Source organism: Bradyrhizobium oligotrophicum S58 (assembly GCF_000344805.1).
In the GTDB taxonomy this organism is placed as follows: domain Bacteria; phylum Pseudomonadota; class Alphaproteobacteria; order Rhizobiales; family Xanthobacteraceae; genus Bradyrhizobium; species Bradyrhizobium oligotrophicum.
On the sequence record NC_020453.1, the window covers coordinates 4,800,762 to 4,816,328 of the forward strand.

At 65.9% G+C, this 15,567-nt stretch carries 14 protein-coding genes; 2 read left to right on the forward strand and 12 right to left on the reverse strand.

What is annotated here, in order from left to right; genetic code table 11:
* Positions 1–155: 155 nt before the first annotated feature.
* Both S58_RS20660 and S58_RS20665 read left to right on the forward strand, forming a co-directional pair.
* Positions 156–1,013, forward strand: a complete 858-nt coding sequence (locus S58_RS20660; RefSeq protein ID WP_042340835.1) for a S1C family serine protease — start codon at positions 156–158, stop codon at positions 1,011–1,013.
* On the forward strand, positions 1,010–1,387 hold the full coding sequence (locus S58_RS20665) for a response regulator transcription factor (RefSeq protein ID WP_015667315.1): 378 nt from the start codon (positions 1,010–1,012) through the stop codon (positions 1,385–1,387). The genes S58_RS20660 and S58_RS20665 overlap by 4 nt, the downstream gene beginning before the upstream one ends.
* A gap of 45 nt (positions 1,388–1,432) precedes the next feature.
* Here S58_RS20665 and S58_RS20670 read toward each other — a convergent pair whose 3' ends face one another.
* The 12 genes from S58_RS20670 to S58_RS20725 all read right to left on the reverse strand — a co-directional run bounded on the left by S58_RS20670 (position 1,433) and on the right by S58_RS20725 (position 15,454).
* The gene (locus S58_RS20670; protein ID WP_042340018.1) at positions 1,433–1,963 is read right to left on the reverse strand and encodes a GDSL-type esterase/lipase family protein; all 531 of its coding nucleotides are present in this window, start codon (positions 1,961–1,963) and stop codon (positions 1,433–1,435) included.
* A 242-nt stretch (positions 1,964–2,205) separates the two neighbouring features.
* Positions 2,206–3,825, reverse strand: a complete 1,620-nt coding sequence (locus tag S58_RS20675; protein WP_015667317.1) for a peptide chain release factor 3 — start codon at positions 3,823–3,825, stop codon at positions 2,206–2,208.
* Between the two features lie 136 nt (positions 3,826–3,961).
* Positions 3,962–4,969 (reverse strand): inorganic phosphate transporter, encoded by a 1,008-nt coding sequence (locus S58_RS20680; RefSeq protein WP_015667318.1) that lies wholly within the window; start codon positions 4,967–4,969, stop codon positions 3,962–3,964.
* A 10-nt stretch (positions 4,970–4,979) separates the two neighbouring features.
* The gene (locus S58_RS20685; RefSeq protein ID WP_015667319.1) at positions 4,980–5,624 is read right to left on the reverse strand and encodes a DUF47 domain-containing protein; all 645 of its coding nucleotides are present in this window, start codon (positions 5,622–5,624) and stop codon (positions 4,980–4,982) included.
* A 144-nt stretch (positions 5,625–5,768) separates the two neighbouring features.
* A complete protein-coding gene (locus S58_RS20690) occupies positions 5,769–6,737 on the reverse strand; it encodes a branched-chain amino acid ABC transporter permease (RefSeq protein WP_015667320.1) in 969 nt (322 codons plus the stop codon).
* Between the two features lies 1 nt (position 6,738).
* Positions 6,739–7,602, reverse strand: a complete 864-nt coding sequence (locus S58_RS20695; RefSeq protein ID WP_015667321.1) for a branched-chain amino acid ABC transporter permease — start codon at positions 7,600–7,602, stop codon at positions 6,739–6,741.
* A gap of 77 nt (positions 7,603–7,679) precedes the next feature.
* On the reverse strand, positions 7,680–8,903 hold the full coding sequence (locus S58_RS20700) for an ABC transporter substrate-binding protein (protein ID WP_015667322.1): 1,224 nt from the start codon (positions 8,901–8,903) through the stop codon (positions 7,680–7,682).
* Positions 8,904–8,948: 45 nt separating this feature from the next.
* Entirely contained in the window at positions 8,949–9,695 is a 747-nt protein-coding gene (locus tag S58_RS20705; protein WP_015667323.1) for an ABC transporter ATP-binding protein, read from the reverse strand.
* Positions 9,688–10,443, reverse strand: a complete 756-nt coding sequence (locus tag S58_RS20710; protein ID WP_015667324.1) for an ABC transporter ATP-binding protein — start codon at positions 10,441–10,443, stop codon at positions 9,688–9,690. The genes S58_RS20705 and S58_RS20710 overlap by 8 nt, the downstream gene beginning before the upstream one ends.
* A gap of 271 nt (positions 10,444–10,714) precedes the next feature.
* Positions 10,715–12,673, reverse strand: coding sequence for a S9 family peptidase (locus S58_RS20715; protein WP_015667325.1), 1,959 nt, complete (start codon positions 12,671–12,673; stop codon positions 10,715–10,717).
* Between the two features lie 85 nt (positions 12,674–12,758).
* On the reverse strand, positions 12,759–14,006 hold the full coding sequence (locus S58_RS20720) for a DUF1501 domain-containing protein (RefSeq protein WP_042340021.1): 1,248 nt from the start codon (positions 14,004–14,006) through the stop codon (positions 12,759–12,761).
* A 2-nt stretch (positions 14,007–14,008) separates the two neighbouring features.
* Positions 14,009–15,454, reverse strand: a complete 1,446-nt coding sequence (locus S58_RS20725) for a DUF1800 domain-containing protein (protein ID WP_042340024.1) — start codon at positions 15,452–15,454, stop codon at positions 14,009–14,011.
* Between the last annotated feature and the right edge of the window lie 113 nt (positions 15,455–15,567).

Below are 15,567 nucleotides of genomic sequence, written 5' to 3' on the forward strand. Positions count from 1 at the left end.
GGATGAGCGCAGCGACATCCGGGTTCAAACGCGCAGCTCGTGAGACCCCGGACATCGCTGCGCTCATCCGGGCTACGAGGGCGCAGCCTGCCCATCCGGGGAGTTCCGAAACGCCGACCGACGCTCCACATTGGGATCAACCAATGGAGCCGTTCATGTCCGATCTCTCTGCGCTATCCTCGGCGCTAGCCGCGACCGCGGCCGCCGCCGCGCCGTCTCTCGTTTCCGTTCATTCGCACCGGTCGCGCGCGTCGGGATTCGTGTGGAAATCCGACCTCGTCGTCACCGCCGATGAGGCGCTGGCCGATGAAGGCGAGGTCATCATTGCCTTCGCCGACGGCACCACGCGTCCGGCCACGATCGCCGGGCGCGACCACACCACCGATGTCGCGCTGCTGCGCTTCGACGGCAGGGACGTTTCCTCCACGCCGCTTGCCCGCGACGTGCCGCCGCTCGGATCTCTCGCCATCATCGTCGCTGCCGATCAGGGCACGCCGGTCGCGGCGCTCGCGATGGTCTCGAAGTCCGCCGGCCCATGGCGCAGCCTGCGCGGCGGCGACATCGATGCGCGGATCGAGCTCGACACCGGGCTGCGCCGCAGCTCCGAGGGCAGCCTCGTGCTCGACGCTAGCGGGCGCGCGGTCGGCATGGCCGTGCGTGGTCCCGGTCGAACGCTCGTGATTCCGGCCGCGACCATCGAGCGGGTCGCATCGAAGCTCGAGACTCACGGCCGCATCGCCCGCGGCTATCTCGGTGCCGGCCTGCAGCCGGTGAAGCTCGACGAGGGCGTCGGGGCCATGGTGATGTCGCTCGACAAGAACGGCCCTGCCGCTGCCGCAGGCTTGCGCCAGGGCGACGTGATCACCGCGCTCAACAATGCGCCGTTCAGCAGCATGCGCGGGCTGATGCGCGAGCTCGGCCCCGACAGTGTCGGCGCCGTGGTCGACGTGGCGGCATTGCGCGGCGGCGAGCCGATGCGGGTCGCGCTGACGATCGGCGAGAGGCCGGCGTGAGCGACACAGAACCAGCGCCGCTCACGATCGCTGTCGCGGTCGACGATCCCGTCCTGGCCGACCGGCTGGCGGCGCTGCTCGGCAGCGTCGCCGGTGTTCGCCTCGTGGTGGCCGGCGAGACCGCCGACGTGGCCCTGGTGACACCGCGTGCTGACGCCGCCGAGGTCGTGGATACCTTTCAGCTCACCGCACGCGAGCGCGACGTGCTGACGCTGATGGCCGAGGGCTGCTCCAACAAGGAGATCGCGCGCAGCCTCGGCATCTCCGTGCACACCGCGAAATTCCACGTCGGCTCGCTGCTCGACAAGCTCGACGCCACCGGCCGCCTCGATGCCGTGGCGCATGCGGCGAGACGCGGGATCATCGAGCTTTGATACGACCGGCAGCTGCGAGGATCGTCCCGCATCTGCCGGCCGCCATCATTTGCGCAGGCCGCCCATCACGCGCGGCAGCAGCGCAGCCGCCAGCATCCGGTAGCCGTCCGGGGTCAAATGCTGGCCGTCGACCTGATGCGTCAGGCCGCGGAGCATGCCGTTCTCGACCATCACGACCCGGATGTGGCGCTGCGCGGCCTTGGCCGTGATGGCGCTGATGTTGCCGCCGCGCTGGTCGCCGACCCCTTTGCGGGCATCGTTGCCGCCGGGCTGCAGCACCAGCACGCGGGTTGATCCATCGACCGCACTGTCGAAGCGGGACAGCATCCCTCCGGTCGTGTCGCCGTTGACGCCGGCATTGGCGACGCTGACATGCACGCCCTTGGCGTGAAGCATCGCCTCGAGCTGCGCCGGAAAGTCCTCGCCGCGATTGACGCCCTTGCCGTAGGTGTTGCTGGCGCCGAGCGCCACGACCTCGGCAGCGTCGGCCGCAGCTGCAATTGCCGACATCAGTCCGCACGCGGCCAACAGCCCGATCGCGGGTCGCCGGAGACGGCCGAAAGATATTGCTGACATTTCGCGCTCCCCCTGCCTGTCGCACGAGGAGCGTAACGCAGCTTCATCGCCCGGAAAAGACAGCTGCAGCCATCTCCCCGCGCAACAAGATGCGTGTGAGCAAGCGCATCTCTCTCCCCACGTCATTCCGGGGCGCCCGCAGGGCGAACCCGGAATCCATCGGGCCTCGTGCTCTGCTGGAAAATGGATTCCGGGCTCGCGACTGCGTCGCGCCCCGGAATGACGAGAGAGGGGGGCGCAGCTCACGTCTTCTTCTTCACGTCCTTGACGTTGGAGAACACGATGCCCTCGGCGCGCTCCTTGGTGTAGCCGAGATAGAACTCGTTCTTGGCCAGGAACACCGGGTCGCCGTCGACGTCGTCGGCGACGCCGGAATTGTTGGAGGCGACGAACGCCTCGAGCTTCTTCTTGTCGTCCGAGGAGATCCAGCGCGCCAGCGAGAACTCGGAGACCTCGAACTCCACGGGAAGCGAATATTCGGCATCGAGCCGCGCCTTGAGCACGTCGAGCTGCAGCGGGCCGACGACGCCGACCAGCGCCGGCGCGCCGTCGCGCGGCCGGAACACCTGCACGACGCCCTCCTCCGACATCTGCTGCAGCGCTTCCTTCAGCTTCTTGGCCTTCATCGCGTCGGTGAGCCGGACGCGGCGGACGATTTCCGGCGCGAAGCTCGGCACGCCGACGAAGGTCAGGTCCTCACCCTCGGTCAGGGTATCACCGATGCGGAGCGAGCCGTGGTTGGGGATGCCGACGACGTCGCCGGCGAACGCCTCATCCGCGACCGAACGGTCCTGGGCGAAGAAGAATTGCGGACTCGACAGCGGCATGGTCTTGCCGGTGCGCACCAGCTTGGCCTTCATGCCGCGGCTGAGCTTGCCCGAGCACAGCCGCGCGAACGCGATGCGGTCGCGGTGGTTGGGATCCATGTTCGCCTGGATCTTGAACACGAAGGCGCTCATGCGCGGCTCGGCGGCGTCGACCTTGCGCAGGTTGGAATCCTGCGCGCGCGGCGACGGCGCGTAGCGGCCGAGGCCTTCCAGGAGATCGCCGACGCCAAAATTGCGCAGCGCGCTGCCGAAATAGACCGGCGTCAGATGGCCCTCACGGAACGCTTCGAGGTCGAACGGCTTGCAGGCTTCCCGGACCAGTTCAAGCTCGTCGGTGATCTGGCTCATATCGAGATTGGCGTTGATCTTGCCGAGCTCCGAGATCTCGATCTGCTGCGCCGCGCCGGTCTTGGCGCCGCCGCCTTCGAGCAGGCGCACGCCGCCGTCGCGGATGTCGTAGGTGCCGATGAAGTCGCGGCCGCGGCCGACCGGCCAGGTCATCGGCGTGGTGTCGAGGGCCAGCGTCTTCTCGATCTCGTCCATGAGATCGAAGGTGTCGCGGCTCTCGCGATCCATCTTGTTGATGAAGGTGATGATCGGGATGTCGCGGAGACGGCAGACCTCGAACAGCTTTCGCGTGCGCGCCTCGATGCCCTTGGCGGCGTCGATCACCATCACGGCGGAATCGACCGCGGTCAGCGTGCGGTAGGTGTCCTCGCTGAAGTCCTCGTGGCCCGGCGTATCCAGCAGGTTGAAGACAAGGCCCTCGAACTCGAAGGTCATGACTGAGGTGACGACGGAGATGCCGCGCTCGCGCTCGATCTTCATCCAGTCCGAACGGGTGTTGCGGCGCTCGCCCTTGGCCTTGACCTGGCCGGCCAAGTTGATGGCGCCGCCGAACAGCAGCAGCTTCTCCGTCAGCGTGGTCTTGCCGGCGTCCGGGTGCGAGATGATGGCGAAGGTGCGCCGGCGCGCGACCTCGTCTGACAGAGGTGAGCGGGACGGTTGTTCGGTGGTGACGGCGGTATCGGACATGGGGCGGCGGGCGTCGTTTCGGGACCAGAGGGCTTGCGATGTCATGAAAAGGCGCGGGATCACGGCCGCCGCGCGCCCTCCATATAGGCGTTTTGCACCGCAACTCCAACCGGGGAGTTAACCGGTCCCGGCAGCGTCAGTGCCGAAGCACCGACACCAGCCAGAACGTCGCGGCCGAGACGATGGCCGAGGCCGGAATCGTGAAGATCCAGGCGTAGACGATCGATCCGGCCACGTTCCAGCGCACCGCCGAGGCGCGGCGGGCGGCACCGACGCCGACGATGGCGCCGGTGATGGTGTGGGTGGTCGAGACCGGCACGCCGAGGAAGGTCGCCAGGAACAGCGTGATCGCGCCGCCGGTCTCGGCGCAGAAGCCCTGCATCGGGTTCAGCTTGGTGATGCGCAGGCCCATGGTGCGGACGATGCGCCAGCCCCCCAATAGCGTCCCCAGCGCCATCGCCGTCTGGCATGACAGCACGACCCAGAACGGCACCGTGAAGTCGCCGCCGAGATGGCCCTGCGAGTACAGCAGCACCGCGATGATGCCCATGGTCTTCTGTGCGTCGTTGCCGCCATGGCCGAGCGAATACAGCGATGCCGAGGCGAATTGCAGGATGCGGAAGGCGCGGTCGACCGCAAATGGCGTCGAGCGCACCGAGGCCCAGGACACGATTGCGACCAGGATCATCGCCAGCACCAGTCCGACGAAGGGCGACAGCACGATGGCCAGGATCGTCTTCGACAGGCCGCTCCAGACGGCCGCCGAAATGCCGGCCTTGGCGATCCCCGCCCCGACCAGCCCGCCGATCAAGGCGTGCGAGCTCGACGAGGGGATGCCGGCCGCCCAGGTCACCAGGTTCCAGACGATGGCGCCGACCAGCGCTGCGAAGATCACCTGCGCGTCAACGATGGCGGGATCGATGATGCCGGTGCCGATGGTCTGCGCGACGTGCAGGCCGAACACGGTGAAGGCGACGAAATTGAAGAACGCAGCCCAGAACACCGCATATTGCGGCCTGAGCACACGGGTCGAGACGATGGTCGCGATCGAGTTGGCGGCGTCGTGCAGGCCGTTCAGGAAGTCGAAGGCGAGCGCGACGCCGATGAGGCCGACCAGGATCGGAAGGCCGAGATGAGCATCCACGGCGCAGCCCCTAGACCTGTTCGATCATGATCGAATTGATTTCGTTGGCGACGTCGTCGAAGCGGTCGGCGACCTTCTCCAGATGGTCGTAGATCTCGGCGCCGACGATGAAGTCCATCGTGTTGGCATTGCGGTGCTTGAGGAACAGCTCCTTCAACCCGATGTCGTGGAGGTCGTCGACGCGGCCCTCGAGCTTGGTCATTTCCTCGGTGATCGCGGTGATCATCGGCACGTTCTGGCCGATCGCCTGTAAGAGCGGCAGCGCCTTCCCGATCAGATTGGCACACTCCACCAGCAGGGTGCCCATCTCGCGCATGGTCGGCTCGAACTCCTTCACCTCGAACAGCACCACGGCCTTGGACGTCTGCTGCATCTGGTCGATGGCGTCGTCCATCGACGTGATCAAGTTCTTGATGTCGCCGCGGTCGAACGGGGTGATGAAGGTGCGGCGCACCGCGGTCAGCACCTCGCGGGTGATGTTGTCGGCCTCGTTCTCGAGCTGGCTGACGCGCTGGCAATGCTTGAGGATGTCGTCCCCGCCCTGAAGCATGTCCTGCAGCGCATGCGCCCCCTGGATCACCACCTTGTTGTGGCGGGCGAACAAATCGAAAAACCGCTCCTCCCGCGGGAGGACGGCGCGAAACCAGTTCAGCATGGGACGAGATTCCATCCATTCCGGAACGGGCCAGGGCCGGCCCGTCACAGAACTGTCATATCCCGGATCAAGCCCCGGCAGAAGCCGTGGACGGATCATCCACCGGTTTCTGAGAACCGGCAGATGCTCTTGCCAATCAATGGCTTACAGGGAGCGCTTGAACAGATGGGCGATTTCCCCGACCACGCCGCGGCGGAACGTCAGCACACAGGCGACGAAGATGGTGCCCTGGATCACCGTCACCCACTGGCCGAAGCCGGCCAGATATTGCTGCATGCCGACGATCACGAAGGCGCCGACGACAGGGCCGAACACGGTGCCGAGACCGCCGACCAGGGTCATCAGCACGATCAGCCCCGACATCGGGACTTCGACGTCGGTCAGCGAGGCATTCTGGGCAACGAACACCTTCAACGCGCCGGCAAAGCCGGCGAGCGTTCCCGACAGGATGAAGGCGAGCAGCTTGTATTGGTCCGTCTTGTAGCCAAGCGAAATCGCGCGCTGCTCGTTCTCCCGGATCGATTTCAGCACCTCGCCGAACGGCGAGTTGATGGTGCGGAAGATCAGCAGGAAGCCGGCGAGGAAGCCCACCAGCACCACGTAATAGAGCACGGTCGGCTTGGACAGGTCGAGGATGCCGAACATCCGACCCTGCGGAATACCCTGGATGCCATCCTCGCCATGGGTGAACGGCGCCTGCAGGTAGATGAAGTACAGGAGCTGTGACAGCGCCAGGGTGATCATCGCGAAATAGATGCCCTGGCGGCGGATCGAGATATAGCCGGTGATGACCGAAAGGACGAACGATCCGGCGATGCCGACGAGGATGCCGAGCTCGGGCGGCAGTCCCCACACCTTCAGGGCATGCGCACTGCAATAGCCAGCCGTCCCCAGGAACATCGCATGGCCGAACGACAACAGACCGCCATATCCGATCAGGAGGTTGAAGGCGCAGGCGAGCAGCGCGAAGCACAACGCCTGCATGACGAAGAACGGGTAGAGCCCGGTCCAGGGCACGATGGCGAGCAGCGCCGCCATGATGACGAACACGATCATCTCGTCGCGGACAGCGCGCGGAGTGATCGGCAGGGTCGCGTCGGTGATCGATGTCATGTCAGGCCGCCCGTCCGGTCAGACCCGTCGGCTTCACAAGCAGCACCAGGACCATCAGAACGAAGACCACGGTGTTGGAAGCCTCGGGATAGAAATATTTGGTCAGTCCCTCGACCACGCCGAGTGCGAAGCCGGTGATGATCGAGCCCATGATCGAGCCCATGCCGCCGATCACGACCACTGCGAACACTACGATGATGATGTTCTCACCCATCAGCGGACGGACCTGGTTGATCGGCGCCGACAGCACGCCCGCAAGGGCGGCGAGCCCGACACCGAGACCGTAGGTCAGCGTGATCATGCGCGGCACGTTGATGCCGAACGCCCGCACCAATGTCGGGTTCTCGGTGGCGGCGCGCAGATAGGCCCCGAGCCGGGTCCGTTCGATAAGGAACCAGGTGGCCAGACAGACGACCAGGGAGAAGATGACGACCCAGCCGCGATAGACGGGCAGGAACATGAAGCCGAGATTCATGCCGCCGCGGAGCTGTTCGGGGATCGCATAAGGCAGGCCGGACGAGCCGAAGAAGTTCTGGAACACGCCCTGGATGATCAGCGCCAGTCCGAACGTCAGAAGCAGGCCGTAGAGATGATCGAGCCCGGCAATCCATTGCAGCATGGTGCGCTCGAGGACCATGCCGAAGATGCCGACGATGATCGGGGCCAGAAGCAGCGCCCACCAATAGCCGATCCCGCCGATGCTCAGCAGGAAATAGGCGCAGAACGCGCCCATCATATAGAGCGCGCCATGGGCGAAGTTGATGATGTTGAGCATGCCGAAGATGACGGCAAGCCCGAGACTGAGCAGCGCGTAGAACGAGCCGTTGATCAGTCCGACCAGGAGCTGTGCGTAGAGGGCCTGCATCGTCTTGTTCTGTTTTCTCTCGGCGTTTCCCAGAAGATAGCGGCCCCGGCGACGTCAGCCGCCGGAGCCGCAGCGGCTCATTTCTTCAACAAGGCGCACGCGCTCTTGTCGAGCGGCGTGAAGGCCTGGTCGCCCGGCACCGAGCCGACCAGCTTGTAGAGATCCCACGGGCCTTTCGACTCCGAGGGCTTCTTGACCTCGAACAGATAGGCGGTGTGGATGGTGCGGCCGTTGGGCTGGATCTCGCCCTTGCCGAACAGTGCATCCTCGGTCGGAATCGACTTCATCTTGTCGACGACCTTGACGCCGTCATGCGGGTTCTCGCCGAGCGCGTCCAGCGCCTTGAAGTAATGCATCACGCCCGCATAGACGCCGGCCTGCACCATGGTCGGCGGCGCGCCATTCTTCATCCGCTTGGCGAAGCGGTCGGAGAAGGCGCGGGTCTGGTCGTTCATGTCCCAGTAGAAGGTCTCGGTGAAGTTCAGGCCCTGGGCGATGTCGAGACCGATCGACTTGACGTCGGTCAGGAACAGCAGGAGCGCGGCGAGCTTCTGGCCACCCTTGTTGATGCCGAACTCGGCCGCCTGCTTGATCGTGTTGGTGGTGTCGCCGCCGGCATTGGCAAGGCCGATCACCTTGGCGCCGGACGACTGCGCCTGCAGCAGGAAGGACGAAAAATCGGAGGTGTTGAGCGGATGCTTGACGCCGCCGATCACCTTGCCGCCATTGGCCGTGACCACTGCCGTGGTATCGCGCTCCAGTGCGGCACCGAAGGCGTAGTCGGCTGTCAGGAAAAACCAGGTCGAGCCGCCCGCCTTGACCAGCGCCTGGCCGGTGGTGTGCGCGAGCATGTAGGTGTCGTAGGTCCAGTGCACGGTGTTCGGCGAGCACTGGGCATTGGTGAGGTCGGAGGTCGCCGCGCCCGAATTGATGTAGACGCCGTTCTTCTCCTTGACGACGTTGTTGACCGCGAGCGCAACGCCCGAATTCGGCACGTCGACGATGATGTCGACCTTGTCGACGTCGAACCATTGCCGCGCGATCGAGGTGCCGATATCCGGCTTGTTCTGGTGATCGCCCGAGATCACGTCGATCTTCCAGCCCTTGGCGGTGAGGCCGGAATCCTCGATCGCCATCTGCGTCGCCAGCGTCGAGCCCGGGCCGCCGAGGTCCGCGTAGAGTCCAGACTGGTCAGACAGCGCGCCGATCTTGACCGTCTTGTCGCCGGCTGAAGCGATGCTGCCGCCCGCGAGCGTGAGCGCCGTGCCGAGCAGCAATGACGCGATGAATTTGCTTTTCATGGTCCCACTTTCCAGAAAGATTAAAAGTACCGCCAGCGGCGCCGGTCAGACGCCGAGATAAGTATGCAGCTTGTCCATGTTGGCCGACAGATCGGCATTGGCAAAGCCGTCGATGACCTTGCCGTGCTCGACCACGTAGTAGCGGTCCGCGACCGTCGAGGCGAAACGGAAGTTCTGCTCGACGAGGAGGATCGTGAACCCCTCCTTCTTCAGCCGCGCGATGGTGTGGCCGATCTGCTGGATGATGACGGGCGCCAACCCCTCGGTCGGCTCGTCCAGCATCAGGAAGCTGGCGCCGGTGCGCAGGATGCGCGCGATCGCCAGCATCTGCTGCTCGCCGCCGGAGAGCTTGGTGCCCTGGCTCTTCAGCCGCTCCTTGAGGTTCGGAAACAGCTCGAAGATCTGGTCGAGCGTGAGCCCGCCCGGCCGCACCACCGGCGGCAGCAGCAGGTTCTCGCGGACATCGAGGCTCGCGAAGATGCCGCGTTCCTCGGGGCACAACGCGATGCCGAGCCGCGCGATCTTGTCCGAGGTCATGCGGATCAGCTGCTGGCCGTTGAACGCGACCGAGCCGGTACGCTTGCCGATGATCCCCATGATCGACTTCAAGGTCGTGGTCTTGCCGGCGCCGTTGCGCCCGAGCAGGGTGACGACCTCGCCGGCATTCACGTTGAAGTTCATGCCGTGGAGAATGTGGGATTCGCCGTACCAGCTCTCGAGATTCTTGACGTCGAGAATGGTGCTGGTCGCAGCCGCCGCGGCGGGCTTGTTGGCCGTCATCACCTCAGGCATGTCCGGCCCCCAGATAAGCTTCCTTGACGCGCTCGTCCTTCGAGAGCTCCGAATAAGGCCCCTCCGTCAGCACCTGCCCGCGCGTCAGAACGGTGATGGTGTCGGACAGGTTGGCGACGACGCTGAGATTATGCTCGACCATCAGGATCGTGTACTTGGCGGAGATGCGCTTGATCAGCGCGGCGATCTTGTCGATGTCCTCGTGGCCCATGCCGGCCATCGGCTCGTCGAGCAGCATCATCTCCGGATCGAGCGCCAGTGTGGTCGCAATCTCCAGCGCACGCTTGCGTCCATAGGGCATCTCGACTGCCGCAGTATTGGCGAACTCGCTCAAGCCAACGTCGTTGAGGAGTTCGAGCGCCCGAGCGTTGAAGCGGTTCAGCACGCTCTTGGAGCGCCAGAAGTCGAACGACGAGCCATGCTGGCGCTGCAGGGCGACGCGAACGTTCTCCAGCGCCGTCAAATGCGGAAATACCGCCGAGATCTGGAACGAGCGGACCAGCCCAAGACGCGCGACATCGGCCGCCGCCACAGCGGTAATGTCCTGCCCCTTATAGAGAATCGTGCCCGCCGACGGCCTCAGAAACTTCGTCAGCAGGTTGAAGCACGTCGTCTTGCCGGCCCCGTTCGGGCCGATCAGCGCGTGAATGGTGCCCCGGCGGATCTTGAGCGAAACATCGCGAACGGCAAAAAACCCCGCGAATTCCTTCGTCAATCCGTGGGTCTCGAGAATGAACTCGTCAGCCAAACAGAATCCCCCCAAGCCCGCGCATACCGCGCTGGCCCTCGCTTCTTCCTGTACGGCGGCTCTGCCGGACGGCTGGACGATTCCTCGTCGCCACCCGCGACCGCTTCGCGGCGGAATATGCCGTCAATCGAGGGAGTTAGGCAAGGCGGAAAGCTGGGCAACGGCGTCGCAACCGGGCTGGCGCACCTGGCGTTGAGGCTTTTCGATTTTTCCCGCTGACATAGAACTCATCCGAGCATCGCAAGCTACGGACGCGCGGGATAGGATGCGATCAACTGCAGCGCGGCTGCTCGTCCTCGCGCTGGGACGACAGGTAGTTGGCGAGCAGCTGTTTGCCGGCCCTCACCTCGTGGCTCGATCCATCGAAGTCACGCCCGACCGGCTCGTAGCTGCCGCCGAGATGATGGGCGAAGAAGGCTTCCGCGATCGCGATGTAGGACAGGCGGTTCTCCGGCTTCTGGAAGCCGTGGCCTTCGTCGGGGTAGACGATGTAGGTCACGGGAATGCGGCGCTGGCGCATCGCGCAAACAATCGTATCGCTCTCGGCCATCAGGCAGCGAACGTCGTTGGCACCGTGGAAGATCAGCATCGGCTTTTCGATGTTGTCGACCTTGTGGATCGGCGAACGCTCCGCGAGCAGTGCCCTGCCCTCGGCGGTGCGCGGATCGCCGTAGCTGCGATACATGAACTCGGCGAAACCCGACCAGTAAGGCGGCATGGTTTCCAGCAGCGTCTGCAGATTGGTGATGCCGACGACGGGCACGGCACAGCAGAACACGCCCGGCGTGAAGGTGGCGGCGACGAAGGAGGCATAGCCGCCATAGGAGACGCCGGTGATCGCCACCCTGTCGCGCTGGGCAATGCCCTCCGCAACGGCCCATTCGACCGTGTCGATGAGATCGTCGTGCATGCGCCGCGCATGCTCCTTCTCGCTCGCGGCGACGAAGGCGCGGCCGAAGCCGGTCGAGCCGCGATAGTTCACCGACAGCACCGCATAGCCGCGATCGGCGAGCCATTGATGGTCGCCGCGATAGCCGTAGACGTCGCGGCCCCAGGGACCGCCGTGCACGACCAGAACCATCGGCAGAGGTTGCGGCGGCCGCTCGCCGACGATGTCGGCCGGCAGCGTCAAATAGGACACCAGATCGAGGCCGTCACGCGCCTTGGTCTTGATCGCATGCATCGGCGCCAGCCGGTATCGCTTCAGGTCGGGCCGCGCCGTGAACAGCTGCGTCACGGTGCTGCGGTCGCGATCATAGAGATGGAAGGTCCCCGGCTGTTGCGGCGTGGAGCTCATCAGCATCCAGCGGTGATCGTCGTCGGACTGGCTGGTGACGTGGAAGGCATGGCCGGGTAGCGCATCGCGGATCACCGCAAGATCATCCGCAATCTCCGGCGACAGCGCGTGCCAGGCCTGCCGTCCCGGATCGATCGCAGCCGCAACCGGGCACAGCGTCCGCGCGTCCCAGATCCATCCGGTCACGTCGGCCGCATCGCTCGCAAACAGCACGCGCTCCTCGCCGCTGCGCCAGTCCATCTGCACCAGCGCCGTCGTCTCGCGCTCCAGGCACGAGAACAGATGCAGCTGGTGTCCGGTGACGTCGAAGGTCCAGGCGCGCGTGCTAGCGCTCGCCTCATAGGGGATGTCGCACCAGGGCACCAGGAGGCCGTCCTCGATGCGCCACAGCCGCGCGCCGCCGTCCGGCGCGTTGCTGCGGGCATGGCGTGGCCGCAGCTGCCAGTCGAGTCCGACGAAATCGAGCTGCTGCGTGTTCTGCCAGATCAGGGTGCGGGCGCCGCTGGCGAGATCGAGCGTGTAGACGTCCGGGCTGGCGCGATCGCGGTCGTTCAAGGTCAGCGCGATCCTGTCCGGAGTCACGTACGACCAGAACGTCGGAATCGCCCGGACGCCGGGATATGGCGTGAGGTCGCGCACCTCGCGCGTCCTCACATCGACGACGAACAGATGAAAGTTCTCGTCGCCATTCTCGTCCTTCAGGAACATGATGGAGCGGCCATCCGGGCTCCATTCCTGCCACGCGATCGGCCGCCCCTTCGTCCGCGTCACCGGCTCGCCATCGCCGATTCGGTCCGACGGCGAGATCCACAGATTGAGCACGCCGTCGACCGGCGCGAGCCACGACAGAAGGCGCCCATCCGGAGACAGCCGCGCGTCGAGGAAGGTCGGATTGCCGAACAGAACGCGGCGGGGAATCAGGCCAGGGGCCATCGGCAAACTCATTCGTCAATTTGCATCGTACGGTGCGATGTGAAGATCCGCAGCAGGAGATCGACGCGACGATCGGCGCGCCGCGTCAGGTCAGGAGTCCCGTCATCGCCGCGACATCGGCGCTGCCGGGGAAGATGCGGGTGTCGAGCGCGGCATCGTCGACGCGCAGATGGTCCTTCAGCAGCCCTTTCAGCACGGCGCGCAGATCGGTGGTCGGCCGGAGATCGCGCTGCTCGTAGAGCTGAGTGAGCTTCAGTCCCGGCCAATCCGCGATCACGCGCCCGCCCTTGATGGCGCCGCCGGCGAGGAAGGCCACCGTGCCGGTGCCGTGATCGGTGCCATTGGTGCCGTTGATGTGCGCGGTGCGGCCGAACTCGGTGACCACGGCAACGACGGTCTCGCGCCATGCCGGACCCATGCCGGTCTCGATCGCCGCGATCGCGCCGTCGAGTGCGCCGAGCAGATTGGCGAGCTGGCCGGCGCCGGCGCCCTCGTTGATGTGGGTGTCCCAGCCGACGAAGCCGAGCGCACCGACCCGCGGACCATCCGTCCGTGCGAGAAAGCGCGCCGCGGCGCCAGCCGTATCCGCGAAGAAGGCGCGCACCCGCGCGAAGCCGACCAGCGCGGCCAGCGGCTCTTCCGCCATCGCAGCACCGGCTCCCCCCGTGCCACCGATCGCCGCGAGCTTGATCCGGGACTCCATCGCGGCCGCGAGCCTGGCATCGGTGTGCCTGTAGAGATCGAGCAGGCGCATCTGGGTGTCGTCGCTGGCCGGCAGCAATTGCTGTGGCGCCCAGGACAACACCGGCGCCCGTCCGCGCACGACCAGCGGAGTGACCGCGCCGATGCCGAGCGCGCGGCCGCCATTGGTGTTCACGCGGCCCTCCGAGTCCATCTCGACGAGCGCGCGATTGAGCCAGCCGGTATCCGCGGCACCAGGTCGCACCATGCCGCTCTCCAGCACGTCCTGCCCATCGAAATGCGAGCGGTCGCGATAGGGCGTGCAGGTCGCATGCACGATCGCCGCCTGCCCTGCCCCATAGAGCCGGTGCAGATTAGGCATCGCCGGATTGAGTGCAAAAAAGCCGTCGAGCGGTAGCGCCGCCGGCTTGCCGTCGAGCAGCAGCGCACGATCGCCGCGCAGGCCAACCCAATCGGGATCACCGACCGGCGCCACCGCGCCCAACCCGTCGAGCGCGCCACGCAGCACGATCACGAGCAGCCGCGGATCGCGCCCTTCGGCGCGCGCCAGACGCGGCATCTGGGTCCAGGCGAACAGCGCGCCGGAGCTGCGCAGCACGTCGCGCCGGCTCGGCAGATGGATTTGCTTCATGCTCACCTCCTCTGAAAATCCGCCGACATGAACAGCAGCACCAGCGCCTGCTGGCGGCTCTCGGCCTGCGCGACCGCCTGCTTCATCTCGGCCGAGACACAGGACTGCAGCACGGTCTCGGTGACGAATTGCGGATCGACCTGGCCGCTGATGCGCTCGGCGAAGACGTTGGCAACGTCGATGCGCCGCCCGAGGCCGTCGATCCAGCTCGGCTCGTCGTCGGCATAGCCCTTCGGCGACGACGGCCGCCAGAGCGGCTCGCCGAGCAGCCGCTGTCCTTGCGTGAAGCGCAGGCCATCGACCTCCGTGATCCCCGCGGCGCGCACCATGGCCACGCCCCATTCCGACGGCCGCCTCAGCTTGGTCGGCGGCAAAGTCCAGGCCGCGGGCGATGCGACAAGCGCCTTGGCCGTTTCCTTGAGATCACCAGCGGTGTCGCGAAACACCCGGGCCAGCTCGTCCACCAGCTCTTGAGGCGGCTGATCGGCGATGAAATGACGCGCCAGCTTGCCTGCCACATGGGCCGCCGTGGCGGGATGGGCGGCGAGATCCCGCAGCACGGCGCGTCCCTGTCCGACGCCTTCATCCGCATAGCTCTTCCCCAGCACCGTCTGCGCGCCCGGCTCGTGCAGGCGCGGGTTGAAGATGAACTCACCGCCACGCTCGGGATCGGCCCCCGGCGCGAGCAGGGTCCATCCGGTCAGGATATTGGCGAAGGCGATGACGTCGTCCTGGCCGTAGCCGCTGCGGACGCCGAGCGTGTGCAGTTCGAGGATCTCGCGCGCGAGATTCTCGTTGAGACCGAGGCTGCGGTTCAGGCCCGCGATCGAGCCCGCGCCCATCGACACCGTGTTGTCGAGATAGAACAGCATCGCCTGATGGCTCTCGGCCGCGAGCAGCAGATCGGTGAAGCGGCCGAGCACGTGCGGCCGGATCGCCTCGCGCTCATAGGCGCCCGACATGCTCTGGATCTTGTCGGCCGAGATGCAGAAATGGTTGGACCAGAACCAGACCAGCCTCTCGGCAAAGCCGATCTCGGCTGTCAGCGCCGTCTCGGTCCGCACCTTGGCCTCGTCGAGATAGAATTGCCGGCCCGGGTCCGGCACGGCCTCGGCCGCAGCCTTCACGTCCGCGTCGGCCTCCGCAGATCCGGCAGCTGCAGGCGCCATGGCCGCAGACGCGTCCTGCTGCCTCTTCGCCTGCTCGCGCGCCTTCTTCGCGGCCATCGTCTTGGCCTGCCGCCTGGCATTGGCCTCGTTGACGATCCGAAACGCCTTGGCCGCGTCGGGCAGCGCGGCGGCAGCCGCCGGGCTCACCGTGTGGCGGTCGAGGTCCTCCAGCAGCGCGCCCCTGGGATCCGAGGCGATGGCCAAGATCGAACCGGGCCGCGGTCCCATGCCGAAGCGGTTCAGCGCCAGCATCGCTGCAGCCTTGCCTGAGCTCACCACGGCCGCGCCCTTTCATGACTTTCTGTAGCGCTACAATACGTAGCACTTCGGGGCGAGAGACTCAAGCCGGGATTGTGTTCGCGAATTGGATCATCCGGCGCATCCGGCGGCTG

Excerpts from the sequence above, each read along its gene's own strand:
- S58_RS20685 (WP_015667319.1), bottom strand. The coding sequence starts at position 5,624 with ATGCTGAACTGGTTTCGCGCCGTCCTCCCGCGGGAGGAGCGGTTTTTC.
- S58_RS20705 (WP_015667323.1), bottom strand. The coding sequence starts at position 9,695 with ATGCCTGAGGTGATGACGGCCAACAAGCCCGCCGCGGCGGCTGCGACC.
- S58_RS20660 (WP_042340835.1), top strand. The coding sequence starts at position 156 with ATGTCCGATCTCTCTGCGCTATCCTCGGCGCTAGCCGCGACCGCGGCC.
- S58_RS20715 (WP_015667325.1), bottom strand. The coding sequence starts at position 12,673 with ATGGCCCCTGGCCTGATTCCCCGCCGCGTTCTGTTCGGCAATCCGACC.
- S58_RS20675 (WP_015667317.1), bottom strand. The coding sequence starts at position 3,825 with ATGTCCGATACCGCCGTCACCACCGAACAACCGTCCCGCTCACCTCTG.
- S58_RS20720 (WP_042340021.1), bottom strand. The coding sequence starts at position 14,006 with ATGAAGCAAATCCATCTGCCGAGCCGGCGCGACGTGCTGCGCAGCTCC.
- S58_RS20670 (WP_042340018.1), bottom strand. The coding sequence starts at position 1,963 with ATGTCAGCAATATCTTTCGGCCGTCTCCGGCGACCCGCGATCGGGCTG.
- S58_RS20700 (WP_015667322.1), bottom strand. The coding sequence starts at position 8,903 with ATGAAAAGCAAATTCATCGCGTCATTGCTGCTCGGCACGGCGCTCACG.
- S58_RS20695 (WP_015667321.1), bottom strand. The coding sequence starts at position 7,602 with ATGCAGGCCCTCTACGCACAGCTCCTGGTCGGACTGATCAACGGCTCG.
- S58_RS20690 (WP_015667320.1), bottom strand. The coding sequence starts at position 6,737 with ATGACATCGATCACCGACGCGACCCTGCCGATCACTCCGCGCGCTGTC.